Origin of the sequence: Pseudomonas sp. 91RF, from assembly GCF_003576265.1 — a bacterium.
GTDB classification, from domain to species: domain Bacteria; phylum Pseudomonadota; class Gammaproteobacteria; order Pseudomonadales; family Pseudomonadaceae; genus Aquipseudomonas; species Aquipseudomonas kribbensis.
Genome location: NZ_QWFC01000041.1, coordinates 26,713 through 51,855, shown reverse-complemented (window position 1 = coordinate 51,855; position 25,143 = coordinate 26,713). Strand labels below are relative to the sequence as shown.

At 60.4% G+C, this 25,143-nt stretch carries 27 protein-coding genes; 18 read left to right on the top strand and 9 right to left on the bottom strand.

Annotated features, from left to right (window positions below):
- Positions 1 to 21 precede the first annotated feature (21 nt).
- The 3 genes from DXT77_RS21315 to DXT77_RS21305 form a co-directional block, all read right to left on the bottom strand.
- Complete coding sequence (locus DXT77_RS21315) at positions 22 to 753, bottom strand: GntR family transcriptional regulator (RefSeq protein WP_007954613.1); 732 nt, start codon at positions 751 to 753, stop codon at positions 22 to 24.
- 330 nt (positions 754 to 1,083) lie between these two features.
- Positions 1,084 to 1,599: a murein L,D-transpeptidase family protein gene (locus tag DXT77_RS21310; protein WP_085711656.1), complete on the bottom strand. Its 516-nt coding sequence runs from the start codon at positions 1,597 to 1,599 to the stop codon at positions 1,084 to 1,086.
- A gap of 103 nt (positions 1,600 to 1,702) precedes the next feature.
- Positions 1,703 to 2,254, bottom strand: a complete 552-nt coding sequence (locus tag DXT77_RS21305) for an NUDIX hydrolase (protein ID WP_096819233.1) — start codon at positions 2,252 to 2,254, stop codon at positions 1,703 to 1,705.
- A 147-nt stretch (positions 2,255 to 2,401) separates the two neighbouring features.
- On the opposite strand from DXT77_RS21305, the gene DXT77_RS21300 reads away from it, so the two are divergent.
- From DXT77_RS21300 to purT, 5 genes are all read left to right on the top strand, one after another.
- On the top strand, positions 2,402 to 3,001 hold the full coding sequence (locus tag DXT77_RS21300) for a CoA pyrophosphatase (protein WP_119429034.1): 600 nt from the start codon (positions 2,402 to 2,404) through the stop codon (positions 2,999 to 3,001).
- A 47-nt stretch (positions 3,002 to 3,048) separates the two neighbouring features.
- Positions 3,049 to 3,573, top strand: a complete 525-nt coding sequence (locus DXT77_RS21295) for a gamma carbonic anhydrase family protein (protein WP_034154816.1) — start codon at positions 3,049 to 3,051, stop codon at positions 3,571 to 3,573.
- Positions 3,570 to 3,779: a DUF1289 domain-containing protein gene (locus DXT77_RS21290; protein ID WP_119429033.1), complete on the top strand. Its 210-nt coding sequence runs from the start codon at positions 3,570 to 3,572 to the stop codon at positions 3,777 to 3,779. Before DXT77_RS21295 ends, DXT77_RS21290 begins: the two co-directional genes overlap by 4 nt.
- Before the next feature lie 96 nt (positions 3,780 to 3,875).
- Positions 3,876 to 4,343, top strand: coding sequence for a preQ0 transporter (locus tag DXT77_RS21285; protein ID WP_114881513.1), 468 nt, complete (start codon positions 3,876 to 3,878; stop codon positions 4,341 to 4,343).
- Between the two features lie 100 nt (positions 4,344 to 4,443).
- Complete coding sequence (gene purT, locus DXT77_RS21280; protein WP_119429032.1) at positions 4,444 to 5,625, top strand: formate-dependent phosphoribosylglycinamide formyltransferase; 1,182 nt, start codon at positions 4,444 to 4,446, stop codon at positions 5,623 to 5,625.
- A 46-nt stretch (positions 5,626 to 5,671) separates the two neighbouring features.
- On the opposite strand, the gene DXT77_RS21275 is transcribed toward purT, so the two are convergent.
- From DXT77_RS21275 to DXT77_RS21260, 3 genes are all read right to left on the bottom strand, one after another.
- Positions 5,672 to 6,988: an MFS transporter gene (locus tag DXT77_RS21275; protein WP_119429031.1), complete on the bottom strand. Its 1,317-nt coding sequence runs from the start codon at positions 6,986 to 6,988 to the stop codon at positions 5,672 to 5,674.
- A gap of 235 nt (positions 6,989 to 7,223) precedes the next feature.
- Positions 7,224 to 8,465, bottom strand: a complete 1,242-nt coding sequence (locus tag DXT77_RS21265; protein ID WP_119429029.1) for a transporter associated domain-containing protein — start codon at positions 8,463 to 8,465, stop codon at positions 7,224 to 7,226.
- A 12-nt stretch (positions 8,466 to 8,477) separates the two neighbouring features.
- The gene (locus tag DXT77_RS21260) at positions 8,478 to 9,290 is read right to left on the bottom strand and encodes an inner membrane protein YpjD (RefSeq protein WP_085711648.1); all 813 of its coding nucleotides are present in this window, start codon (positions 9,288 to 9,290) and stop codon (positions 8,478 to 8,480) included.
- A 209-nt stretch (positions 9,291 to 9,499) separates the two neighbouring features.
- Here DXT77_RS21260 and ffh point away from each other — a divergent pair, with 209 nt between their 5' ends.
- From ffh to DXT77_RS21230, 6 genes are all read left to right on the top strand, one after another.
- Positions 9,500 to 10,876: a signal recognition particle protein gene (gene ffh / locus DXT77_RS21255; protein ID WP_085711647.1), complete on the top strand. Its 1,377-nt coding sequence runs from the start codon at positions 9,500 to 9,502 to the stop codon at positions 10,874 to 10,876.
- Positions 10,877 to 11,124: 248 nt separating this feature from the next.
- Positions 11,125 to 11,376: a 30S ribosomal protein S16 gene (gene rpsP / locus DXT77_RS21250; protein ID WP_003198088.1), complete on the top strand. Its 252-nt coding sequence runs from the start codon at positions 11,125 to 11,127 to the stop codon at positions 11,374 to 11,376.
- A 5-nt stretch (positions 11,377 to 11,381) separates the two neighbouring features.
- Complete coding sequence (rimM, locus tag DXT77_RS21245; protein ID WP_085711646.1) at positions 11,382 to 11,918, top strand: ribosome maturation factor RimM; 537 nt, start codon at positions 11,382 to 11,384, stop codon at positions 11,916 to 11,918.
- 2 nt (positions 11,919 to 11,920) lie between these two features.
- Positions 11,921 to 12,673, top strand: a complete 753-nt coding sequence (gene trmD, locus DXT77_RS21240; RefSeq protein WP_085711645.1) for a tRNA (guanosine(37)-N1)-methyltransferase TrmD — start codon at positions 11,921 to 11,923, stop codon at positions 12,671 to 12,673.
- Positions 12,674 to 12,718: 45 nt separating this feature from the next.
- Positions 12,719 to 13,069: a 50S ribosomal protein L19 gene (rplS, locus tag DXT77_RS21235; protein WP_009047143.1), complete on the top strand. Its 351-nt coding sequence runs from the start codon at positions 12,719 to 12,721 to the stop codon at positions 13,067 to 13,069.
- A 91-nt stretch (positions 13,070 to 13,160) separates the two neighbouring features.
- Complete coding sequence (locus DXT77_RS21230) at positions 13,161 to 13,574, top strand: acyl-CoA thioesterase (protein WP_114881518.1); 414 nt, start codon at positions 13,161 to 13,163, stop codon at positions 13,572 to 13,574.
- 45 nt (positions 13,575 to 13,619) lie between these two features.
- Here the strand turns inward: DXT77_RS21230 and DXT77_RS21225 are convergent, their stop codons facing one another.
- Positions 13,620 to 15,431 (bottom strand): sodium:proton antiporter, encoded by a 1,812-nt coding sequence (locus DXT77_RS21225; RefSeq protein WP_119429028.1) that lies wholly within the window; start codon positions 15,429 to 15,431, stop codon positions 13,620 to 13,622.
- Positions 15,432 to 15,539: 108 nt separating this feature from the next.
- On the opposite strand from DXT77_RS21225, the gene xerD reads away from it, so the two are divergent.
- From xerD to DXT77_RS21190, 7 genes are all read left to right on the top strand, one after another.
- Positions 15,540 to 16,436, top strand: coding sequence for a site-specific tyrosine recombinase XerD (gene xerD, locus DXT77_RS21220; RefSeq protein WP_119429027.1), 897 nt, complete (start codon positions 15,540 to 15,542; stop codon positions 16,434 to 16,436).
- Positions 16,437 to 16,577: 141 nt separating this feature from the next.
- Positions 16,578 to 17,309 (top strand): bifunctional protein-disulfide isomerase/oxidoreductase DsbC, encoded by a 732-nt coding sequence (dsbC, locus tag DXT77_RS21215; RefSeq protein WP_085711641.1) that lies wholly within the window; start codon positions 16,578 to 16,580, stop codon positions 17,307 to 17,309.
- A 131-nt stretch (positions 17,310 to 17,440) separates the two neighbouring features.
- Positions 17,441 to 18,745 carry a homoserine dehydrogenase gene (locus DXT77_RS21210; protein WP_011332618.1) on the top strand — a complete coding sequence of 435 codons (1,305 nt, stop codon included), beginning with the start codon at positions 17,441 to 17,443 and terminating at the stop codon, positions 18,743 to 18,745.
- Between the two features lie 109 nt (positions 18,746 to 18,854).
- Positions 18,855 to 20,264 (top strand): threonine synthase, encoded by a 1,410-nt coding sequence (gene thrC / locus DXT77_RS21205; protein ID WP_119429026.1) that lies wholly within the window; start codon positions 18,855 to 18,857, stop codon positions 20,262 to 20,264.
- Positions 20,265 to 20,383: 119 nt separating this feature from the next.
- Complete coding sequence (locus DXT77_RS21200) at positions 20,384 to 21,757, top strand: transporter substrate-binding domain-containing protein (RefSeq protein WP_119429025.1); 1,374 nt, start codon at positions 20,384 to 20,386, stop codon at positions 21,755 to 21,757.
- Between the two features lie 118 nt (positions 21,758 to 21,875).
- The gene (locus DXT77_RS21195) at positions 21,876 to 22,283 is read left to right on the top strand and encodes a response regulator (RefSeq protein WP_119429024.1); all 408 of its coding nucleotides are present in this window, start codon (positions 21,876 to 21,878) and stop codon (positions 22,281 to 22,283) included.
- Positions 22,284 to 22,447: 164 nt separating this feature from the next.
- Positions 22,448 to 22,729 carry a DUF3509 domain-containing protein gene (locus DXT77_RS21190; RefSeq protein ID WP_119429023.1) on the top strand — a complete coding sequence of 94 codons (282 nt, stop codon included), beginning with the start codon at positions 22,448 to 22,450 and terminating at the stop codon, positions 22,727 to 22,729.
- A 174-nt stretch (positions 22,730 to 22,903) separates the two neighbouring features.
- On the opposite strand, the gene DXT77_RS21185 is transcribed toward DXT77_RS21190, so the two are convergent.
- Together DXT77_RS21185 and DXT77_RS21180 are read right to left on the bottom strand one after the other, a co-directional pair.
- Positions 22,904 to 23,884, bottom strand: coding sequence for a TIGR02285 family protein (locus DXT77_RS21185; RefSeq protein WP_119429022.1), 981 nt, complete (start codon positions 23,882 to 23,884; stop codon positions 22,904 to 22,906).
- Positions 23,811 to 25,010: a CaiB/BaiF CoA-transferase family protein gene (locus tag DXT77_RS21180; RefSeq protein WP_085688875.1), complete on the bottom strand. Its 1,200-nt coding sequence runs from the start codon at positions 25,008 to 25,010 to the stop codon at positions 23,811 to 23,813. The genes DXT77_RS21185 and DXT77_RS21180 overlap by 74 nt, the downstream gene beginning before the upstream one ends.
- Positions 25,011 to 25,143 lie beyond the last annotated feature (133 nt).

Here is a 25,143-nt window from a genome sequence, read left to right as displayed (position 1 = left end):
CTCGTTTGGCCTGGCTGCCGGTCAGCGGCGCAGCTCTGCAACAAAGTCGTAGTAGTCGTTGCGGCAATAGGTGTCGGTGACTTCGATCGGTGTGTTGTCTTCCAGGTAGCCGACCCGGGTCATCAGCAGCATCGCGGTGCCGGGGGCGATGCCGACCAGCGCGGCGAACTCGTCCGAGGCGTTGATCGCCTGGATGTGCTGCAAGGCGCGCACGATCGGCTTGCCGATGCTGTCGAGGTGTTCGTAGAGCGAATCGCCCACCACTTGTGGTTTGGGCATGATCGAGGCGGGCAGGGTGCTCATCTCGATGGCCATCACCGTGTCGTCGGCCTTGCGCAGGCGTTTCATGCGCGCGACCTTGTCGTTCGGCGACAGGCCGAGGCGGATCAATTCTTCGTGGGTCGGCAGGGTGATTTCACGCTCGAGCCATTGCGAGCTGGGCACGAAGCCCTTGAGACGGAGCATTTCGCTGAAGCCCGACAGGCGCGATAGCGGTTGTTCAAGGCGCGGGGTGATGAAGGTGCCGGAACCTTGCAGACGGCGGATCAGGCCTTGGTCCAGCAAAACCTCCAGCGCCTTGCGCGCGGTGACCCGGGAAATCCCCAGCATTTCGCTGAGATTGCGCTCCGACGGCATCGCCTGTTCGGCTTTCCACTGGCCGGCATGAATTGCCGCTTCCAGGTTGCGCGCCAGTTGCAGGTACAGCGGCGTCGGCTGGGAGTCGTCAGGGCGCAGGGCGTGGAGATCGTTCATGCGGGCACTTCCGGAGCTGGTATTGAATTGTTGTCGCTCGGTGTTTCGGCGAAAACTAATACCACTTGAATACCATGTCAACGCAGCGGAGAGGCCTGTAGTCCTGTTGGATCGGGTGTTTGAGGACGGGTGGTTTTAAGTGGTATTAGAGGTGGGTGCGGGAACGCAAAAGATCGCAGTCTGCGGCAGTTCCGGCGGGTGAAAGTGGTATCACCGTTCAGGCGTTGCCGCAGGCTGCGATCTTTTGCATTTATTTTTTTGCGGGCGACCAATGGTCAGGGGAAAGGGCCGCTTCGCGGCCCGGAGAACCCAGGTACCCTGGTGACAGAATCAGGGGCGGATTTCGATCATCGTGCCGTCCGGCACCAGGTTCCAGACTTCGCGCATGTCGACGTTGCGCATGGCGATGCAGCCGTCGGTCCAGTCCAGGGTATGGAACAGGTTTTCCGGGTTCTCTGCGGAGTCCGGCGTGCCATGGATCATGATCATGCCGCCGGGCTCGACGCCTTCGCGGCGGGCGCGGGCGGAGTCGCTGATGTTCGGGTAGGAGATGTGCATCGACAGGTTGAATTTGTCGCTGGTCTTGCGCCAGTCGATCCAATAGAAACCTTCGGGTGTGCGTTTATCGCCTTCAATCAGTTTCGGACCTTTCTTCGCGCCCTTGCCCAGGGAAATGCGATAGCTCTTGAGCGGTTTGCCGTCGGCGATCAACTGCAGTTGATGAGCCGATTTGAGCACCAGTATTTTTTCGATGAGCGGGGTGTTCGAAGGCGTCACGGTGGTCACGAACGACGCTTGGGAGACGGTGACGAACGACAGGCAAAACAGGGCAAGCAACCAGCGCATTGAAACGATTCCCCAGAAGGTGATGCAGATAATTTATTTATAGATCTTATGCAGGCGCTGTCGCGGGCTGCGCACGCGGGTTATCGGCCGGCTGGCGCTGAAATCAAGTGATGGCCGGCTGAGCGAGCGGCGGGATCGATTCCGAGCGCACGGGGTAAGTCTCGGCGCGGCGGTCAGCGAAGAAGCATTCTAAGGTACGGCCCACCGTGCGGAAAGCCAGCTCGTCCCATGGAATCTGCGCTTCGTCGAACAGTTGCACTTCGAGGCTTTCGGGGCCGGCGGAAAAGTCCAGGTCTGCGAGCTCGGCGCGAAAGAACACATGAACCTGACTGATGTGTGGCACGTCGATCAGGGTGTAGATGCTCAGGTTGCGCACTCGGGCGCAGGCTTCCTCGGCGGTTTCGCGGATGGCAGCCTGTTCGATGGTCTCGCCGTTCTCCATGAACCCGGCGGGCAGCGTCCAGTAACCGAGGCGCGGCTCGATGGCGCGGCGGCAGAGCAGGACTTTGCTGCCCCAGGTCGCTACACAGCCGGCCACGATATTGGGGTTCTGGTAGTGAATGGTCTGACAGCTGTCGCAGACAAATCGCAGCCGCGAGTCGCCTTCGGGAATGCGCTGGGTCACCGGGTTGCCGCACTGGCTGCAAAATTTCATGCTGGGGTTCCTGAATGCTGCGCCTATCTTGGCGTGCAGCGGTGTCAGTCGGCAAGTTGTCGTTTCGCGACATGTCCCTTGTTCAGGGCTTGGGCGGTCGCATTGATTGGTGCATCATGCAGGGCAAGGCACAGATCGAGAACACTTATGCTGGACGAGCTACTGCACCGGGTAAGCAATCACACGCCGCGCACGCTGGAAACCGACACGCGTTTCCCCGAGGCCGCCGTCCTGGTGCCGATTACTCGCAGTGACGAACCCGAGCTTGTCCTCACCCTGCGTGCCAGCGGGCTCTCGACCCACGGTGGCGAAGTCGCCTTTCCCGGTGGCAGGCGTGATCCGGAAGACCCGGACCTGATCTTCACCGCGCTGCGTGAGGCCGAGGAAGAAATCGGCCTGCCGCCGGGACTGGTTGAAGTGATCGGTCCGCTCAGCCCGCTGATTTCCCTGCATGGCATCAAGGTCACGCCGTATGTCGGGGTGATTCCCGATTTCGTCGAGTATCAGGCCAATGATGCCGAGATCGCAGCGGTGTTCAGCGTGCCCCTGGAATTCTTCCGCAAGGACCCGCGTGAACACACCCACCGCATCGACTATCAGGGTCGCAGTTGGTACGTACCGAGCTATCGTTACGGCGAATACAAGATCTGGGGGCTGACGGCGATCATGATCGTCGAGTTGATCAACCTGCTCTATGACGCCAGAATCAGCCTGCATCGACCGCCGAAAAGCTTTATCAATACCTGAAGCCATCGTTCGAATGGCCAGCCATCGTGAGCCCTGAGGAAAACAAGATGAAATATCGCCTGGGCGACGCCCGCGTCGAAACCCATCCGCAGAGCTGGGTCGCCCCCAACGCCGTGCTGGTGGGCAAGGTCAAGCTGGAAGAGGGCGCCAACGTCTGGTTCAACGCCGTGCTGCGCGGCGATAACGAACTGATCCTGATCGGCAAGAACAGCAACGTGCAGGATGGCACGGTGATGCACACCGACATGGGCTTTCCGCTGACCATCGGAACCGGCGTGACCATCGGCCACAACGCCATGCTCCACGGCTGCACGGTCGGGGACTACAGCCTGATCGGCATCAACGCCGTCATCCTCAACGGCGCGAAGATCGGCAAGAACTGCATCATCGGCGCCAATTCGCTGATCGGTGAAGGCAAGGAAATTCCCGATGGTTCGCTGGTGATGGGCTCGCCGGGCAAAGTGGTGCGCGAACTGACTGAGCCGCAGAAGAAGATGCTCGAAGCCAGTGCCGCGCACTATGTGCATAACTCCCAGCGCTATGCGCGCGATCTGGTCGAGCAGGAAGAATGACAATCCCGGAAAGACCCGTCGCCTCGCCGTGCGTGAGCATTTGCGCGCTGGACGAGGATGACATTTGCACCGGTTGCCAGCGCACGGTCGAGGAAATCACCCGCTGGAGCCGGATGACCAACGACGAGCGGCGGGTGGTGCTTGGGTTGTGTCATGAGCGGGCGAAGGCCAGTGGATTGATCTGGATGATCCCTGCCAAGCGCTGATTCTCGCCTGACGTCGGGTGTATACAATTTGTTCCCCGACTTGGCCGGACTCTCCTCCTCAAGTAACCTGTGCGCCAATCTGACAGGTCGCTCCCCATGATTTTCCTCATCGCCTATATCAGCAGCGTCGTGCTGATCAACTTTGCGTTCTCCACTGCGCCGCACCTGGACATCATCTGGTCCGCGTGGGGCGGGCTGGTATTCGTGCTGCGCGACATGGTGCAGATCCGTTTCGGCCATGGCGCGATTGTGGCAATGCTGGCGGCGCTGGTGCTGTCCTATGTCACCTCCGATCCATCGATCGCGCTGGCCAGTGCCACGGCGTTTGCGGTGTCCGAGTGCATCGACTGGCTGGTCTTCAGCATCACCAAACGCCCGCTGCGTGACCGGTTGTGGATCAGCTCGGCGCTGAGCATTCCCCTTGATACCTTCATCTTCTTCGGCATGATCGACCTGCTGACGCCGCCGGTGATCATCACTGCCCTGGCCTCGAAGTTCGCCGGTGTGACTGCGGTCTGGCTGATCATGGCCTGGCGCGAACGCAAACAGGCTGTCGCCGGCTGAAGCCAAACCCTCAGGTTCATGTAAAATGCCGCGCTTTCTCCCCATGGAAAGCGCGTCTGGCGTTGCTTTCCTCGATGATCCGCTTCTTTGAGGACCTGAGATGACCCGTATCGGAACTCCATTGTCGCCGACCGCGACCCGCGTATTGCTGTGTGGCTGTGGTGAGTTGGGCAAGGAAGTGGTGATCGAGCTGCAACGCCTGGGCGTTGAAGTGATCGCCGTTGACCGTTACGCCAATGCGCCGGCCATGCAGGTCGCCCATCGCAGCCATGTGATCAATATGCTCGACGGCGCTGCCCTGCGTGCGGTGATCGAAGCCGAGAAGCCGCACTTCATCGTGCCGGAAATCGAAGCCATCGCCACCGCCACCCTGGTCGAACTGGAAACCGAAGGCTTCACCGTGATCCCGACCGCGCGCGCCGCGCAACTGACCATGAACCGCGAGGGCATCCGTCGTCTGGCCGCTGAAGAGCTGGATCTGCCGACTTCGCCGTACCACTTCGCCGACACCTTCGAGGATTACAGCAAAGCCGTTGAAGACCTGGGTTTCCCATGCGTTGTCAAGCCAGTAATGAGTTCGTCGGGCAAGGGCCAGAGCCTGCTGCGCAGTGTCGATGACGTGCAGAAAGCCTGGGATTACGCACAAGAAGGCGGTCGTGCCGGTAAAGGCCGGGTGATCATCGAAGGCTTCATCGATTTCGACTACGAAATCACCCTGCTGACCGTGCGTCATATCGGCGGTACCACGTTCTGTGCACCGGTCGGTCACCGTCAGGAGAAGGGCGACTACCAGGAATCCTGGCAGCCACAAGCCATGAGCCCGATCGCGCTGGCTGAGTCCGAGCGCGTTGCCAAAGCCGTGACCGAGGCGTTGGGTGGCCGTGGCCTGTTCGGCGTCGAGCTGTTCATCAAGGGCGATCAGGTGTGGTTCAGCGAAGTGTCGCCGCGTCCGCACGACACCGGTCTGGTGACCCTGATTTCCCAGGACCTGTCGCAGTTCGCCCTGCACGCCCGGGCAATTCTCGGCTTGCCGGTGCCGCTGATCCGTCAGTTTGGCCCATCGGCGTCCGCAGTGATTCTGGTGGAAGGCCAGTCGACCCAGACCGCATTCGCCAACCTCGGCGCTGCGCTGAGCGAGCCGGATACCGCGCTGCGTCTGTTCGGCAAGCCTGAAGTCAACGGCCAGCGCCGCATGGGTGTTGCACTGGCCCGTGACGAGTCGATCGAGGCCGCTCGTGCCAAGGCGACCCGCGCTTCTCAGGCTGTCGTTGTAGAGCTGTAATCCCGCTATCTGATCGCTCCCGCCCGTGCGGGAGCGATCATTGCGCCTACGACACCTGATTCAGGTCGTTATGGCGCGTTTCCTTCAGGCACAGCACAGCGATCAAGCTGAGTACCGCGGCCGCAGACACATACCCACCGACATAACTCAAACCACCCATCGCCACCAGTTTCTGCGCGAAGAACGGCGCCGCCGAGGCTCCAACGATGCCGCCGAGGTTGTAGGCCGCCGATGCACCGGTATATCGCACGTGTGTCGGAAACAGTTCCGGCAGCAGCGCGCCCATCGGGGCGAACGTCACGCCCATCAGGAACAGCTCGATGCACAGGAACAGCGCCACGCCCCAGGTCGAGCCCTGAGTCAGCAACGGTTCCATCAGAAATCCGGAAAGAATCGCCAGAACACCGCCGACGATCAGCACTGGTTTGCGCCCGTAACGATCACTTGCCCACGCCGACAGCGGCGTTGCAGCTGCCATGAACAAAACGGCGAAGCACAGCAGTCCGAGGAATGTTTCGCGACTGTAGCCCAGCGTCGACACGCCGTAGCTCAGGGAAAACACTGTCGAGATGTAGAACAGCGCGTAGCAGACGACCATGGCGGCGGCGCCCAGCAACGTTGGCGCCCAGTATTGGCTGAACAGCTCGACCAGCGGCACTTTCACCCGCTCCTGGCGGGCGATGGCGTTGGCGAACACTGGCGTTTCGTGCAGCTTGAGGCGCACGTACAGCCCGACCATCACCAGTACCGCACTGAGCAGGAACGGAATCCGCCAGCCCCAACTGCGAAACTGTTCGTCATTGAGCGTCATGGCCAGCGTCAGGAACAGGCCGTTGGCTGCCAGAAAACCGATCGAAGGGCCCAACTGCGGGAACATGCCGAACCATGCCCGTTTGCCTTTCGGCGCGTTTTCGGTGGCCAACAATGCCGCGCCACCCCATTCTCCGCCCAGTCCGAGACCCTGACCGAAGCGCAGCACACACAACAGGATCGGCGCCCACGCTCCAATGCTGTCGTAACCCGGTAGCACACCAATCAGCGTGGTGCAGACCCCCATCAGCAGCAACGAAGCTACCAGTGTGGACTTGCGCCCGATCCGGTCGCCGAAATGGCCGAACAGTGCCGAACCCAGCGGGCGGGCGAGGAAGGCGATACCGAAGGTGAGGAATGCCGAAAGCATCTGCGCGGTGCCGGATGTCTGCGGAAAGAATACAGGTCCGATCACCAGTGCGGCGGCGGTGGCATAGACGTAGAAGTCGTAGAACTCGATGGCCGTGCCGATGAAGCTCGCGGTGGCCACCCGGGTGGCGGAATTGGCCGGTTGGGCAGGCGTGGTGTCGCTGTAAGCGGTACTGGTCGTCATGCGGTGATCCCTGACAGTCATGAGCTCCATTGGAGCGAATTATTATGGTCGACTACCCGGGGATGTGGGATAGGGCGCGAGCGCTGTTTCAGGTAGGAACAGTCGTCGGTGTGATGCGGAAAGCGGCGATGAACCGGCCGGAACCTGTCGGGTGCGGGGTAAGCACTGGGTTCGGCGGGGCTTGGGTAAGCACCGCAATTATAGGAAGGTGGCTAACGATTGAACAAGGGGCGAGCTAGCGGACGGGTGTGAGCGCCGGTGCCGAGCTGGTGTGCCAGATGAGCACTTTGCTCACGCGGTTTTCCTCGGTTTCGAGGATCTCCAGGCGATAGCGCCCGATTTTCAGGCACACCGCGCTTTCCGGAATGGTTTCCAGCGCTTCGGTCACCAGGCCATTCAGGGTTCGCGGGCCGTCGCTGGGCAGGTGCCAGCCCAGGCATTTGTTCAGTTCGCGGATCGAGGCGGCGCCGTCGATCACCATGCGCCCGTCGGCCTGCGGATGAATATGCGGATTATCGAGGCTGTGCTCACTTTCGAATTCGCCGACGATTTCTTCGAGAATGTCTTCCAGGGTGACGATCCCCAGCACTTCGCCGTATTCGTCCACCACCATGCCCAGACGACGCTGCTGCTTGTGGAAGTTCAGCAATTGCAGTTGCAGCGGTGTGCTTTCCGGGACGAAATACGGCTCGTAGCTGGCGGCGAGGAGCGCTTCGCGGGTCAGGGCGTGATTGTCCAGCAAGTGGCGGATCTGCCGGGTATTGAGGACGGCCTCGACCTGGTTGATGTCGCTGTGGAAAACCGGCAGGCGCGTGCGCTTGTTGTGGCGCAATTGCTCGATGATCTCTTCGATCGGATCGTCGAGATTGATGCCGTCGACGTCACTGCGAGGCACCAGGATGTCGTTGACCGTGATGTTGTCCAGCGCGTGGATACCGTTAACCGGGTGCGTGCGTGACGGATGTTCCGGGTCGTCATGGCGTTCCGGCGGGACGTCGTCTTCGCTCTGTTGCACGACCTGCTGCTTGCGCACCAGCGGACGCAACAGCAAACCACTGATGCTGCTCAGCAGCCATGCGAGCGGATAGATCACTTTCAGTGGTACTGCCAGCAACGTGTTGCCGAATGACAGCACGGCGTCCGGATAACGCTGGGCGAGGGTGCGCGGGAAATAGTCGGCAAACACCAGCAGGACGGCGCCGGCGCCCAGAGTGGCTGCCCAGGGACCGTTTTCTTCACACAGGAAAATCGCCAGCAGCGTGGCAAGCACCACGGCGAGGGCGCGGCACAGGGTGTTGCACAGGATCAGGCTGTCGAGCGGGAAGCTCAGCTTGGCCAGTGGTTTGTCACTGGCGCGCGACGCGGTGCGTTGTGCCAGCAGATGCTGTTGCGCCACTTCGATGGCGGTAAACAGCCCCGACCAGAGAATCAGCAGGACAAATACCGCGAGCATCGGCCCTATGGGCAAACCGTCCATTTATGCCGCCCGTCAGATGTGCAGGATGTATTCACGGACCAGTTTGCTGCCGAAATACGCCAACATCAGCAGACAGAAACCGGCGAGGGTCCAGCGGATCGCTTTGTGGCCGCGCCAGCCCAGGCGGTTGCGGCCCCACAACAGCACGCTGAACACGATCCAGGCCAGGCAAGCGAGCAGGGTCTTGTGCACCAGGTGCTGGGCAAACAGGTTCTCGACGAACAGCCAGCCGGAAATCAGTGACAGCGACAGCAGCGTCCAGCCGGCCCAGAGGAAGCCGAACAGCAGGCTTTCCATGGTTTGCAGCGGCGGGAAGTTCTTGATCAGCCCGGACGGGTGCTTGTTCTTGAGCTGGTGATCCTGCACCAGCAGCAACAAGGCCTGGAATACCGCGATGGTGAACATGCCGTAGGCAAGGATCGACAGCAGGATGTGCGCGAGGATGCCCGGCTCTTCGTCGATGATCTGCACGGTGCCGGTCGGCGCAAACTGCGCCAGCAATACGGTGATCGCCCCCAGCGGGAACAGCAGGACCAGCAGGTTTTCCACCGGGATCCGCGAGCAGGCCAGCAGGGTCAGGGCGATGACCGCTGCGGCAATCAGGCTCGACGCACTGAAGAAGTCCAGGCCCAGCCCGATCGGCGTCAGCAGGTGAGTCAGCAGGCTGGCACTGTGGGCCAGCACGGCGAGCACGCCAAGCGTGACCAGCAGGCGCTTGTTGGCCTTGGCGCCGGTGGCCAGGCGGGTGCCCTGATAAAGGGTCGCAGCGGCATAGAGAAGGGCGGCGGCGAGGGTGGTCAGCAAACTCGGTGACAAGGGGAGCATAAATCCTGTTAGGCAAGCCCGAAAGGCGCTGAGTTTGGCATAGAACGGTCATCGCACGAAAGACCGGCAAGCTGACAGCGAGGTGTCCGCCAGACGCAGTCTTCGCTATAATCCGCGACCTGCCCACGCCGCAGGCTCGCCGAGTACATGTTGATTCCGGTCCGGGCCGCCATTATCCCGGTCTACACAGGGCCTGAAAGGATCGCGCAATGTTTGAAAACTTAACCGACCGTCTCTCGCAGACGCTGCGCCATGTCACCGGCAAGGCGAAACTGACCGAAGACAACATTAAAGACACCCTGCGTGAAGTGCGCATGGCGTTGCTCGAAGCCGACGTTGCCCTGCCGGTGGTTAAGGACTTCGTAAACTCGGTCAAGGAACGCGCTGTCGGCACCGAGGTGTCGCGCAGCCTGACGCCGGGCCAGGCGTTCGTGAAGATCGTCCAGGCCGAACTCGAAAGCCTGATGGGCGCGGCCAACGAAGACCTGAACCTGAGCGCCGTGCCGCCTGCCGTCATCCTGATGGCCGGTTTGCAGGGTGCCGGTAAAACCACCACCGCCGGCAAGCTGGCGCGCTTCCTTAAAGAGCGCAAGAAGAAGTCGGTCATGGTTGTGTCGGCGGACATCTATCGTCCTGCCGCTATCAAACAGCTGGAAACCCTGGCCAACGACATCGGCGTGACGTTCTTCCCGTCCGATCTGAGCCAGAAGCCGGTCGACATCGCCAACGCGGCTATTAAAGAAGCAAAACTGAAATTCATCGACGTGGTCATCGTCGATACCGCCGGTCGTCTGCACATCGACGAAGAGATGATGGGCGAGATCAAGGCGCTGCACGCCGCGATCAACCCGGTTGAAACCCTGTTCGTGGTTGACGCCATGACCGGTCAGGACGCCGCCAACACGGCCAAGGCCTTCGGCGATGCACTGCCGCTGACCGGCGTGATCCTGACCAAGGTCGACGGTGATGCCCGTGGCGGTGCCGCACTGTCCGTTCGTGCCATCACCGGCAAGCCGATCAAGTTCATCGGTATGGGCGAGAAGACCGAAGCCCTCGACCCGTTCCACCCTGAGCGTATCGCTTCGCGAATCCTCGGCATGGGCGACGTGCTCAGCCTGATCGAACAGGCTGAAGCGACCCTCGACAAGGACAAGGCCGACAAACTGGCCAAGAAGCTGAAGAAGGGCAAGGGCTTCGACCTCGAAGACTTCCGCGATCAGCTGCAGCAGATGAAGAACATGGGCGGCCTCGGCGGCCTCATGGACAAGCTGCCGAGCATCGGTGGCGTCAACCTGTCGCAGATGGGCAATGCCCAGAGTGCGGCAGAGAAGCAGTTCAAACAGATGGAAGCCATCATCAACTCCATGACCCCGGCCGAGCGCCGCGATCCCGAGCTGATCAGCGGTTCGCGCAAGCGCCGGATCGCCATGGGCTCCGGCACCCAGGTGCAGGACATTGGTCGCTTGATCAAGCAGCACAAGCAGATGCAGAAGATGATGAAGAAGTTCTCCGCCAAGGGCGGAATGGCGAAAATGATGCGCGGCATGGGCGGAATGCTGCCCGGCGGCGGCATGCCAAAACTGTAAAAGAACTCGCCGGTCGTCGTACCGGCGCAGTCCCGCAAGGACGCGGGATCCACAGCAAACCCGCATTCGGCGGGAGCTGACTGGCCGTTTTCATCGACGGCTCTACCGCAAATCAGCACGGCATGCCATAGGCGCCGGAAAAAGTCATTTGCAAAAGTCCGGATATTCCTTAGAATATGCGGCCTTTCGGGCACCCATGCCCGCTGTGCATTTAGATTTGCAGCACCGACTACAGGAACGATGTTCACATGCTAACAATCCGTCTTGCCCTTGGCGGCTCCAAAAAGCGCCCGTTTTACCACCTGACCGTAACCGACTCCCGCAACCCGCGTGACGGTTCCCACAAAGAACAGGTTGGTTTCTTCAACCCTGTTGCCCGTGGTCAGGAAGTTCGTCTGTCCGTGAACCAAGAGCGCGTAGCCTACTGGCTGAGCGTTGGTGCACAGCCTTCTGAGCGTGTTGCTCAGTTGCTGAAGGAATCGGCTAAGGCTGCGGCCTGAGCAATATGAACGCGACGCCTGCTGTTGCCGATGATTTGATCGTTATTGGCAAAATTTATTCTGTTCACGGCGTTCGCGGCGAAGTGAAGGTTTATTCCTTTACTGATCCGACTGAAAACCTGTTGCAGTACAAAACCTGGACGCTCAAGCGCGAAGGCAATGTCAAACAGGTCGAGCTGGTCAGTGGACGCGGGAGCGACAAGTTCCTGGTCGCAAAGCTCAAGGGTCTTGATGATCGTGAAGAAGCTCGTCTTCTGGCCGGTTACGAGATCTGCGTGCCGCGCAGCCTGTTCGCTGAATTGACCGAAGGCGAGTACTACTGGTACCAGCTGGAAGGTCTGAAGGTCATCGATACGCTTGGGCAATTGCTCGGGAAAATCGATCATCTTCTGGAAACCGGCGCCAATGATGTAATGGTAGTCAAGCCTTGCGCTGGCAGCCTGGATGATCGCGAACGCCTGTTGCCCTATACGGAGCAATGCGTGTTGGCCGTCGACCTCGCAGCGGGCGAGATGAAGGTGGATTGGGACGCGGACTTCTAAGCGTGGCTAACTTGCGCGTAGAAGTGATCAGTTTGTTTCCCGAGATGTTTTCCGCCATCGGCGACTACGGCATCACCAGTCGAGCGGTCAAACAGGGGCTCTTGCAGCTGACCTGTTGGAATCCGCGGGATTACACGACGGATCGGCATCACACTGTGGACGATCGCCCGTTTGGCGGTGGTCCGGGCATGGTGATGAAGATCAAGCCCCTGGAAGATGCTCTGGTTCAGGCCAAGGCAGCAGCCGGGGAGGCGGCGAAGGTGATTTACCTGTCCCCCCAAGGCCGTCAACTGACTCAGTCGGCGGTACGCGAACTGGCTAAATCGGATGCATTGATCCTGATTGCCGGTCGCTATGAAGGCATTGACGAGCGTTTTATTGATGCTCATGTCGATGAAGAGTGGTCGATTGGGGACTATGTCCTGTCTGGCGGCGAGCTGCCGGCGATGGTCCTGATAGATGCGGTTACACGACTGCTGCCCGGAGCTTTAGGGCATGCGGACTCCGCGGAGGAAGATTCCTTCACGGATGGTTTGCTGGATTGCCCGCACTACACCCGACCGGAGGTGTATGCGGATCAGCGTGTTCCCGACGTATTGCTAAGTGGCAATCACGCACACATCCGGCGTTGGCGTTTACAGCAGTCCCTTGGTCGGACCTATGAACGACGCGCCGATCTTCTGGAAAGCCGCTCGCTTTCTGGAGAAGAGAAGAAGCTGCTCGAGGAATACATCCGCGAGCGGGACGATAGTTAACAACGTATCGATGGTAGATCCGACGATTTACCTTAGGAGCACAGCATGACCAACAAAATCATCCTTGCACTCGAAGCAGAGCAGATGACCAAAGAGATCCCAGCCTTTGCCCCGGGCGACACCATTGTCGTTCAGGTGAAAGTGAAGGAAGGCGATCGTTCCCGTCTGCAAGCGTTCGAAGGCGTTGTAATCGCCAAGCGTAACCGCGGCGTGAACAGTGCGTTCACCGTTCGTAAAATCTCCAACGGTGTTGGCGTAGAACGTACTTTCCAGACCTACTCCCCGCAGATCGACAGCATGGCTGTCAAACGTCGCGGTGACGTACGTAAAGCCAAGCTGTACTACCTGCGCGACCTGTCGGGTAAAGCAGCTCGCATCAAGGAAAAACTGGCTTAAGCCCAGCTTCCGATGCAGAAAAAAGCAGCCTACGGGCTGCTTTTTTGTTGTCCGCAATTTATCCACAGCATCATTGTTTCAGGCCGTACCCATGACATCTCGCGAGCAAGAAATCGAACGCCGCACCGAACTCTCGGTGACCCGCGTGACCAAGGCGGTCTTCCCGCCGACCACCAATCACCACAACACCCTGTTCGGCGGCACCGCCCTGGCCTGGATGGATGAAGTGTCGTTCATCACCGCCACGCGTTTCTGCCGTTTGCCGCTGGTGACGGTCTCCACCGACCGGATCGATTTCAACCATGCGATCCCGGCAGGTTCCATCGTCGAGCTGGTCGGGCGGGTGATCAAGGTGGGCAATACCAGCCTCAAGGTCGAGGTGGAAGTGTTCGTTGAGAGCATGAGCTGCGACGGGCGTGAGAAGGCGATTCACGGGCAGTTCAGCTTCGTTGCCATTGATGATGACAAGCGGCCAGTGCCCGTGCTGCCGGGCTTCGCGGCCTGACCCGGCACCGAGCCGCAGCATTCGCGGGCTTGCCCGCGATTGGGTTTATGCGCCGCCGCTGATCTCAGGCTGAATCAACGCCAGCAACGTCCACCCCGGTCCCGGTTTCAGCACGGTCTCCGGCGTGACCACATGCACCCAGCCGCTGTCATCGCGCATGAACAACAGTGTCGCGCGATTGCCATGCAGCGCCCGGTAATCGTCCCAGCCAAACCCGTCCGTCAGCGTCGTGCTGTACAGATCGGCGCCCTGGCCCAACTGGCTGGCCAGCCTGGCGTAAGTGAGCGCCTCGCTCCCCAGTTGATTGCCGCGATGTTCCAGGCTGGCGCGGTGCTTGTCGCTGCGACGGCTTTCGTGACCGCTGGCCAGTCCGAACAGGCGCTGATGGCCAAAGTCATGTCGAAAGCGCATGGCTGCCAGCGTATTGAGTTCGCCGGACGGTGACAGCGCCAGCAAATGTCCCAGCCCCACCAGATCCAGATGCGCATCCGCGTGCTGCGAGGCCGGATTGCCGAAGTAGGTCGGTAAGCCATCCATGCGTGCTGCCCGAATGTTTTCCCAGCTTGAGTCGGTGAGCAACACCCGGCTGCCGAGCTGTTGCAGCGACTTGCCGAGCAGGCGCGCCGGGCCGTTTGCACCAACGATCAGGAAACCGCTGGGTGCCGGTTCCGCCACCTTCAACAGGCGCGCCAGTGGTCGGGCGGTCGCACTTTGCAGCACGACGGTGCCGATGATCACGGCGAAGGTCAGCGGCACCAGCAACAGCGCGCCTTCATGGCCTGCGTCATCCAGGCGAATCGCAAAGATCGCCGAGACTGCCGCCGCGACGATCCCGCGCGGGGCGATCCAGCACAACAATGCACGCTCACGCCAACTCAGGCTCGAACCGGCAGTACTCAAGACTACGTTCAGCGGTCGGGCGATCAGCTGGATCACCAGCAACAAAATCAGCACCAGTGGCCCAAGACCGATCAGCGCGTTCAGGTCCAGCCGCGCCGCCAGCAGAATGAACAACCCGGAAATCAGCAGAACGCTGAGGTTTTCCTTGAAGTGCAGAATGTGCCGCACATCCACGCCCTTCATGTTCGCCAGCCACATGCCCATCAGCGTCACCGCCAGCAGCCCGGATTCGTGCATGGTCTGGTTGGCGGCGATGAATATCCCCAGCACCGCGGCGAGCGATGCCAGATTGTGCAAGTACTCCGGCAGCCATTGACGCCGAATGATCGTACCGAGCAGCCAGCCACCGGCGATGCCGAACGCGCTGCCGCAGACAATCACCCCGCCGAATGTGAGCAGGCTCTGTTCCAGGCCATGGCCTTCGGTCCGGGCAATGATGAAGCTGTAGACCACCACCGCGAGCAGCGCGCCGATCGGGTCGATCACGATCCCTTCCCAGCGCAGGATGTTGGCGATCGAAGCCTTCGGTCGTACCACGCGCAGCATCGGCACGATCACGGTCGGGCCGGTCACCAGGGTCAGACTGCCGAACAGGATGGCGAGCAGCCAGTCGAAACCCAGCAGCCAGTGGGTTGCCACCGCAATCACTATCCAGGTCGAGAGCGCGCCGAGGGTCACCAGCCGATGCACGACGCTGCCGATCTCGCGCCACTCCGACAGGTGCAGGGTCAGACTGCCCTCGAACAGGATCAGCGCCACTGCCAGTGACACCAGCGGCATCAGCAGCGGACCGAACATTTCCTGCGGGTCGAGCCAGCCCAACACGGGGCCGGCGAGAATGCCGGTCAGCAGCAGAAACAGAATCGCCGGCAACTTCAGCCGCCACGCCAGCCATTGACAGCCCAGAGCGGCAGCACCGATACCACCGAAGGCCAAGAGAATTTGCTGCTCGTTCATTGAAGCTCCCTGTTCCTTGAAATGGCGGGCTATGAAAGACTAGCGAGCCTTTCAACCGTTCACTGTTTATTTGCGCGTCGTGCTTGTGCCGGCGCGCCCAGAGTGCCCATGCCTGCCATCGACCACCCGCTGATTGACCAATTCCTCGATGCCCTGTGGCTGGAGAAGGGCCTGTCCGACAATACCCGTGACGCCTACCGCAGCGATCTGGCGCTGTTCAACGGCTGGCTGCAGGAGAAAAACCTCGAATTGATCAACGCGGGTCGCGAGTTGATCCTCGATCACCTGGCCTGGCGTCTGGAGCAGAATTACAAACCCCGTTCCACCGCGAGATTTCTCTCGGGCGTGCGTGGCTTTTATCGCTATTTGCTGCGGGAAAAACTGATCTCGGTCGATCCGACCTTGCGCGTCGACATGCCGCAACTGGGCCGGCCGTTGCCCAAATCCCTGTCGGAAGCCGACGTGGAAGCGCTGCTGAAGGCACCGGATTTGAGCGAAGCCATCGGCCAGCGCGACCGTGCCATGCTCGAAGTCCTTTACGCTTGTGGCCTGCGGGTGACCGAGCTGATCAGCCTGACCCTGGAGCAGGTCAACCTGCGTCAGGGCGTGTTGCGGGTGATGGGCAAGGGCAGCAAGGAGCGGCTGGTGCCGATGGGCGAGGAAGCGATTGTCTGGGTCGAGCGCTACCTGCGCGACGGTCGCAGCGAACTGCTGGGCGGGCGCCCCAGCGATGTGTTGTTCCCCAGTCAGCGCGGCGAACAGATGACCAGGCAGACCTTCTGGCACCGCATCAAGCATCAGGCCAAGGTCGCCGGGATCGGCAAGTCGCTGTCGCCGCATACCCTGCGTCACGCGTTTGCCACACACTTGCTCAACCATGGCGCCGACTTGCGCGTGGTGCAGATGCTGTTGGGCCACAGCGACCTGTCGACCACGCAGATCTACACGCACGTCGCCCGTGCGCGGTTGCAGGATCTGCATGCCAAGCATCACCCTCGCGGCTGAGCCTTCTGCCTTGCGACAGGCGCATTCGGCCACGGGAGCCTTATGTGGTAGGCTTTGCCGGTTTGCACGATGGACGGTTATGACCCGGTGTTCCGGCACGGGCGTTCTGATCGTTCCATTTGTCCGCCTTCAGGAGTTCACATGCGTCTGACCCAGATTTTCGCCGCCGCAGCCATTGCGTTGGTCAGCACCTTTGCCGTCGCCGATGATGCGGCCGACAAAGCCATCCGCCAGAGCCTGGAAAACCTCCAGCTCGACGTGCCGGTGGACACCATCACCGCCAGCCCGCTGCCGGGCCTGTACGAAGTCAAGCTCAAGGGCAGCCGCGTGCTCTACGCCAGCGCCGACGGCCAGTACATCGTTCAGGGCTACATGTTCCAGCTCAAGGACGGCAAACCGGTCAACCTGACCGAGAAGACCGAACGCCTGGGCATTTCCAAACTGATCAACGGCATTCCGGTCGCCGAGACCGTGGTATACCCGGCCGTGGGCGAGACCAAGTCGCACATCACCGTGTTCACCGACACCACGTGCCCTTACTGCCACAAGCTGCACGCCGAAGTGCCTGAGCTGAACAAGCGTGGCATCGAAGTGCGCTACGTGGCGTTCCCGCGTCAGGGCCTGGGCTCGCCGGGTGACGAGCAACTGCAAGCCGTGTGGTGCTCGAAAGACAAGAAAGCGGCCATGGACAAAATGGTCGATGGCAAGGAAATCAAGGCCGCCAAGTGCGAGAACCCGGTTTCCAAACAGTTCGCCCTCGGTCAGTCGATCGGCGTGAACGGCACGCCGGCCATCGTTTTGGCTGACGGACAAGTCATTCCGGGCTACCAGCCTGCGCCACAAGTCGCCAAACTGGCGCTGGGCGCGAAGTAATTCGCATCGTCGCGCCAAGGCGTGACGAGCGTGGCCCGGCGGCAACATGGCCGGGCCATCAATAGAGAGCCGCGATTGCGCGGTTGTTTTCACGGCCGGCCTCGCGTCGGCCGTTTTATGGGGAGTTCACAGTGAAACCGGTCAAAGTAGGCATCTGTGGGTTAGGGACCGTCGGTGGCGGTACCTTCAACGTACTTCAGCGCAACGCCGAGGAAATCGCTCGTCGTGCCGGGCGTGGAATCGAAGTGGCACAAATTGCCATGCGCACGCCAAAGCCTCAGTTCCAGACGACCGGTATTGCGATTACCAACGATGTCTTCGAAGTGGCCACGAACCCTGAGATCGACATCGTCATAGAGCTGATGGGCGGCTACACCGTTGCCCGCGAGCTGGTACTCAAGGCCATCGAGAATGGCAAGCATGTGGTCACCGCGAACAAGGCTCTGATTGCCGTTCACGGTAATGAAATTTTCGCCAAGGCCCGCGAGAAAGGCGTGATCGTGGCGTTCGAAGCGGCGGTAGCCGGCGGCATTCCGGTGATCAAGGCGATCCGTGAAGGCCTGTCCGCCAACCGTATCAACTGGGTCGCCGGGATCATCAACGGCACCGGCAACTTCATCCTCACCGAAATGCGCGAGAAGGGTCGCACCTTCGAAGACGTGCTGGCCGAAGCGCAAGCGCTGGGTTACGCCGAAGCCGATCCGACGTTCGACGTCGAAGGCATCGACGCAGCGCACAAGCTGACGATCCTGGCGTCCATCGCGTTCGGTGTGCCGCTGCAGTTCGACAAGGCCTACACCGAAGGCATCACCAAGCTGACCACCGCCGACGTGAACTACGCCGAAGCGCTGGGCTACCGCATCAAGCACCTGGGCGTGGCACGCAGCACCGCTGCCGGTATCGAGCTGCGCGTACACCCGACGCTGATCCCGGCCGATCGTCTGATCGCCAACGTCAACGGCGTGATGAACGCTGTGATGGTCAACGGTGACGCTGCCGGTTCGACCCTGTTCTACGGCGCCGGCGCCGGCATGGAGCCGACCGCTTCGTCGGTGATTGCCGACCTGGTGGACGTGGTTCGCGCCATGACCTCCGACCCGGAAAACCGCGTGCCGCACCTGGCCTTCCAGCCGGACTCGCTGTCGGCCCATCCGATCCTGCCGATCGAAGCCTGCGAAAGCGCCTATTACCTGCGCATCCAGGCCAAGGACCACCCGGGTGTGCTCGCTCAGGTGGCGAGCATCCTCTCGGAGCGCGGCATCAACATCGAGTCGATCATGCAGAAGGAAGTCGAGGAACACGACGGTCTGGTGCCGATGATCCTGCTGACCCACCGCGTGCTGGAACAGCACATCAACGATGCGATCGCCGCTCTTGAAGCCCTGGCGGGCGTGGTCGGTCCGGTCGTGCGGATCCGCGTCGAGCACTTGAACTAAACAGAAACAGCTGCAAGCTTCGAGCTGCAAGCGACAAGAGAAAAGCAGTCTGGCTTTTACTCGAAGCTTGTAGCTCGCAGCTTGAAGCTCAAACCGAAGGTTTGCCCCTATGCGTTACATCAGTACCCGCGGCCAGGCACCGGCCCTGAATTTCGAAGACGTCCTGCTGGCCGGTCTCGCCACCGACGGCGGTCTGTACGTCCCGGAAAACCTGCCACGTTTCACTCAGGAAGAAATCGCTTCCTGGGCCGGCCTGCCGTATCACGAGCTGGCATTTCGCGTCATGCGCCCGTTCGTCACCGGCAGCATTCCGGACACCGATTTCAAAAAGATCCTCGAAGAAACCTACGGTGTGTTCGCCCACAACGCCGTTGCTCCACTGCGTCAGCTCAACGGCAACGAATGGGTCATGGAGCTGTTCCACGGCCCGACCCTGGCGTTCAAGGACTTCGCCCTGCAACTGCTCGGCCGTCTGCTCGACTACGTGCTGGAAAAACGCGGCGAGCGCGTGGTAATCGTCGGCGCCACTTCCGGTGATACCGGTTCGGCCGCCATCGAAGGCTGCAAGCACTGCGAAAACGTCGACATTTTCATCCTGCACCCGCACAACCGTGTGTCCGAAGTGCAGCGTCGGCAGATGACCACCATCCTCGGCGAGAACATCCACAACATCGCCATCGAAGGCAACTTCGATGACTGCCAGGAAATGGTCAAGGCCAGCTTCGCCGACCAGAGCTTCCTCAAGGGCACGCGCCTGGTGGCGGTGAACTCGATCAACTGGGCGCGGATCATGGCCCAGATCGTTTATTACTTCCACGCAGCCCTGCAACTGGGCGGCCCGGCACGTTCGGTGTCGTTCTCGGTGCCGACCGGCAACTTCGGCGACATCTTCGCCGGTTACCTGGCGCGCAATATGGGCCTGCCGATCAACCAGTTGATCGTCGCCACCAACCGCAACGACATCCTGCACCGCTTCATGAGCGGCAACCAGTACGTCAAGGAAACCCTGCACGCCACGTTGTCGCCGTCGATGGACATCATGGTCTCGTCGAACTTCGAACGTCTGCTGTTCGACCTGCACGGTCGCAACGGCGCGGCGATTGCCGGTCTGATGGACTCGTTCAAGCAGGGCGGCGGTTTCAGCGTCGAACAGGAACGCTGGACCGAAGCCCGCAAACTGTTCGACTCGCTGGCCGTGGACGATGCGCAAACCTGCGAAACCATCGCCGAAGTCTACGAGCAAACTGGTGAAGTGCTGGATCCGCACACCGCCATCGGCGTGAAAGCCGCTCGTGAATGCCGTCGCAGCCTGGATATCCCGATGGTGATCCTGGGTACGGCTCATCCGGTCAAGTTCCCGGACGCGGTGGAGAAAGCCGGTGTAGGAAAAGCTCTCGAACTACCTGCACATCTTTCTGATTTGTTTGAGAGAGAAGAGCGCTGCACCGTTTTGGCAAACGAGCTGAAAGCCGTGCAAGCCTTTGTCAGCCAACATGGCAATCGCGGCAAGCCGCTTTAAGCCCTGAAAGCTGTCACATTTTGAAGCCCGTCTCCTGACGGGCTTTCTTGTTTTTGCATGCCACACTGCGCGTGTTTCGCCCACGAAGGACGGGCGAGTCGATGACGAAGGATGTGGCAATGCGGTTTTATTCAGGATGGAAGCCGGCGTTGTGCTGGTTGTTTTTTTTGGGGCTGTCGGGGTTGCTGCAATTGGCGGACGCGGCCCATCTGACGATGCATTCAGGAGAGGCAGAGTTGAACATCCAGCCCATTGAGCTGGACGCGCAAGAGCAACAGTGGATTCGTGAAAACCCCAGGGTGACAGTCGCCTCGGTGCAGTATCCCTTGTATCTGTTTCAGGATGAGCACGGTCAGTGGAGCGGCTTGAACAACGATGTGCTCAAGCACATCAGCGCCATGACCGGTTTGCAGTTCGTGCATCAGGAGTCGTTCTCCACCAACCACATGCTGGAGCAGCTCGAAAGTGGCGTCGCCGACATCAGTACCACGCTGGCGATGAACGAGGAGCGCAGGCAGTTTCTCGATTTCAGCCATGCATTCGGGGGAGCGGGGTGGGTGTTCGTCGGGCGGGCGGGTTTGCCGGCGGTGCAGTCGCTTGAAGAGCTGGATAAACGGGTTCTTGTGCTGCCGGCCAGGCATGCGCTGGAGGACAGTATCCGACGCGACCATCCGCTGATCGAGATACGTTCGGTCAAGACTTACGCCGAGGCCAAGGCGCTGGTGGAGAGTGGCGAGGCATACGCCACCATTGAAAACGAGATTGGTGCGCAGTTGTTTCCATCGGGCCTGCTCAAGGTCGGAGGTCTGGTGGAGGGCAAGTGGGAGGCAGATCATCTGGCCGTGCGCAAGGGCTTGCCTGAGTTGCTGAGTATTCTCAACAAGGCCCTTGGAGCCTTCTCGGCAGCCGAACTGCGTGCCATGCGGCTGAAATGGCTGGACGGTGTTTCACCTGCTCCGGCGCCCTCGCTCGGGACGCGAGTGATCAAGTGGGGATGCTGGGGCATGGGCGTGCTCGGGGTGTTCGGCCTGTTTTTGCTGCTATGGAGTCGCCGGCTCGCTGTCGAGATAAAGCAGCGACGTGAGGTGGAGAAAAATCTGGGCGATCAACTGGCCTTTCAGCATGCGTTGATCGATGCCATGCCGGATCCGGTGTTCGTGCGTGACCTGCAGGGCCGCCTGATCACGTGCAATCGCAGTTATGAGGAGGCGCTCGGCGTGCGTCTTGAACAGGTGCAGGGACGGACGCTGTGTGAGCTCGACGTGCTTCCGCAAGCTACGGCGTTGATGCTTCATGATGAGTTCATGGTGCAACTGCGCACCCGCAAGACGCGCTTCAGCAGGCGACAGCTGATGTTCAAGGGCGGTTCTCGGCAGGTCTATCAGTGGACGGTGCCTTTTTACGGTGCTGATGGGGCGTTGCGCGGCTTGCTGGGGGGCTGGACAGACATCATTCAGAAGCAGACCGATAGCGGGTGTCGAGGTCTGCGTTGAAGATCGGAAATGTCCTATAAAACCTGGCTACTTTTCTGATGGGAGGCTTAGGACGACTGCCCTAGAGTGACAAACCACTGCGGCGAGAAACCGCGATTGTCGTGCAAGAGGTCGTCCAATGCGCTCGCTCAAAATCCTGCTTCTCGAACCCGATCCGTTTCAGTTGATGGCGTTGCACCAGATGCTCAACGCCATTGGTATCTACGACGTGTTGACCGCGCCCTCGCTGGGAGCGGCAAAGCGCTCGCTGGATCGTCGGGGGGGTGTCGATATCGCCATTTGCAATCCGCAGCTCAAAAGTGGCGAGGGGCTGGCACTGGTCAACCATCTGGTTGCCCGACGGGACGCTCAAGCGTTGATTCTGCTGGGGGTGGTGGCTCCCAGCGTACTGGCCGATCTGGAATCCTTATTGGAGGAGAGCGGGGTGCAGCTCCTGGGCCGACTGTACACGCCGGTTTCGGCGGTGCTGATGCGCAATCTGCTTGACAGTTACCTGTCGCAGCCCCGACGTTCGGTCAGCGCCTGAAGCCATCGGTTATTTTTCTGTCATCTTCTCCATGCATGCTCCGACAGGTCGGTGACGCTCCCGCAGAGGCCGCCGATATGCAGAACTTTCTTCTCGGGCCGGTGGTCATTTACTGTGGACACGCCCCAGGCACTGTGTTTTCGGACTATTGAGTGGAGATCGAGATGGAAAGTATCAGTCTATTGCTCGGTGAGGCTCTGAGCCCGTATCAGGTAACGCTGACCCCTCGCGGTCTGCAGGGTGAATGCCTGGTGACACTGAAGAACGGCAGTGGCGCCATTGTGGTGGAACGTGAATTCAATCGGGCGCAGTTGAGCGACAAGCGCCAACTGACGGATGTGGTCGATGGCTTGCATCGCGACATCCTGATCGCCGAAGGCCGGCTGGAACCCTGTGTGATCGCTGCCTTGCGCAACGTTGCCCGCGACAAGCGCCCGCTGCTCTGAAACTGATGGGACTTTTGTGGGAACCTTCCTGCGCCCAGGTCAGTCAGACCCCATAACAGCAGGATCAAGCATTGTGCTCCGGTGCTTGTCGCTTGCTGCTACGGGTCTTTGATACAGACCACGTTTAACCCCGAGTCGTCTCCCCACTTCTCGGGGTTTCTTTTTGCCCGGGATCTACTGTGCGGCCTGCTGCTGGAAAAAAAACCGTGCCTGCTCCAGGTAGTCCGGGCGCATTTCAGGGTCGAGCCACTGGGCGTAGAGCTGGTTCAGGTGTTCGTGGGGCAGCGTGCGCAGCAGTTGATCGATTTCGCGGATCGCCTGGCGACCCTGGGTGGTATCGGTGCAGCCGACATGGCTCGAGATGTACTTTTCCGCACCGTGAACGGGGAAAAACTCCAGCTCGTCTTCGGCGATCTGAACCTGACGCGCCTGATAGCGGATTTCCGGCCAGTAGCCCAGCACCGCTTGCAGCCGGCCCAGTCGCTGCATCGAGAGCAGGCTGCTAAGGGCATCGTTGCCATAGTGCGGCGTCAGTGAGCCAATCGGTGCCTGACGCAGCAGATTGTCAACGTATTCACCATAACTTCGCTCGGCCACTACCCCGACTTTTCTCTCGCCGTTGGCCAGGTACGCCGACAGATCGACTTGCTCCTCGACCAGAAAAGGTTCCAGCATTTCCCGATCTTTGCGGCGAGCTACCAGACCATTACTGACTGCGCGGAAAGCAGGGATAGAGAACGCGATCCACTGTGCTCGCTCCCTGTTCCAGAGCAGCGACGGATCGCAGGCAAACGGATGTTCATGGAGCATCTGAAGGCCACGGGCGCGGTTGACCCGCATCAGGGTGTGTTCGTATTGCGGCATGCCGGCTATCAGCATCGGCATCAGTTGATCGATGACGCCCTGGCCCTTTTTCGGGCCTTCGAGAATGGTCAGCGGCGGCAGGTCACGCAGCAGCCAGATCAGCGTTGGCTTGGCCTGGGCCCAGGCTGGCAACACCAGCAGAAAAAGCAGGCCGAACAGCCGCCACGTCCACCAGTGGTGGGCGCGGTTGGAGGCTGAGGCCTGTCGGCGCTTCAGCTCAGATGGCTCCGTCTTCGCGCAGCCGGGCGATCTGCTTCTCGTCGTAGCCAAGATCGTGGAGTACCTGCGCATTATGTTCACCGAGCTGCGGTCCGACCCATTCGGACGTGCCGGGTGTCTCAGAGAGTTTCGGCACGATGCCGGGCATCTTGAAAGGTTTGCCGTCCGGCAGTTTGGCGTGCAGGAACATTTCCCGGGCCAGATACTGCGGATCGTTGAACATGTCTTCGGCGCTGAAGATCCGGCTGGCCGGGACTTCGGCCTGGTTCAACAGATCCAGCACGGTTTGCAGTGGCAGCGAATTGACCCAACGGTCGATCACGCCGTACAGCTCGTCGCGGCGAGTGTCGCGCCCGTCATTGCTGGCCAGTGCAGGGTCGTTCGCCAGATCCTCACGGCCAATGATCAGCATGAAACGCTTGAAGATCGCATCGCCGTTGGCGCCGATCTGCACATGCTTGCCGTCGGCACTGGTGTGGATCGAGGAGGGTGTGATCCCCGGCATGATGTTGCCGGTACGCTCGCGAATGAAGCCGAACACATCGAACTCCGGCACCATGCTTTCCATCATGGCGAAGATCGCTTCGTACAACGCCACATCGACCACCTGGCCGAGGCCACCGTTGACCTCGCGATGACGCAGGGCCATCAATGCACCGATCACACCCCACAAGGCCGCAATCGAATCACCGATGGAGATCCCGGTACGCACTGGTGGCCGGTCCTCGAAGCCAGTGATATAGCGCAGGCCGCCCATGGATTCGCCGACCGCACCGAAACCTGGCTGATCCTTCATCGGTCCGGTCTGACCGAAACCGGACAGGCGCACCATCACCAGTTTCGGGTTCAGTGCGTGCAGGGTTTCCCAGCTCAGGCCGAGTTTTTCCAGCACGCCGGGGCGGAAGTTCTCGATCAGGATGTCGGCTTCGCCCAGCAGTTTTTTCAGGATCGCCAGGCCGTCTGGGTGTTTGAGGTTCAGGGTCAGGGACTTTTTGTTGCGAGCCTGGACGAACCACCACAACGAGGTGCCTTCATACAATTTGCGCCACTTGCGCAGCGGATCACCGCCGTCCGGCGATTCGATCTTGATCACTTCGGCACCGAACTCGCCGCAAATGCGCGAGGCAAACGGCCCGGCAATCAAGGTACCCAATTCAATGACTTTCAGACCGCTGAGCGGTTTGTTGGCGAACGGCATGCGAAATCCTGTAGGACAAGGCTGAGCAGATACAGCGTTTTAACATAGCCGGCTGTCAGTCGCGCAAGGTTGATCGCCATCAATTCGTGGATTGCCTACAGCATCGGTTAGACTTGCCGACTTTCCTCGTATC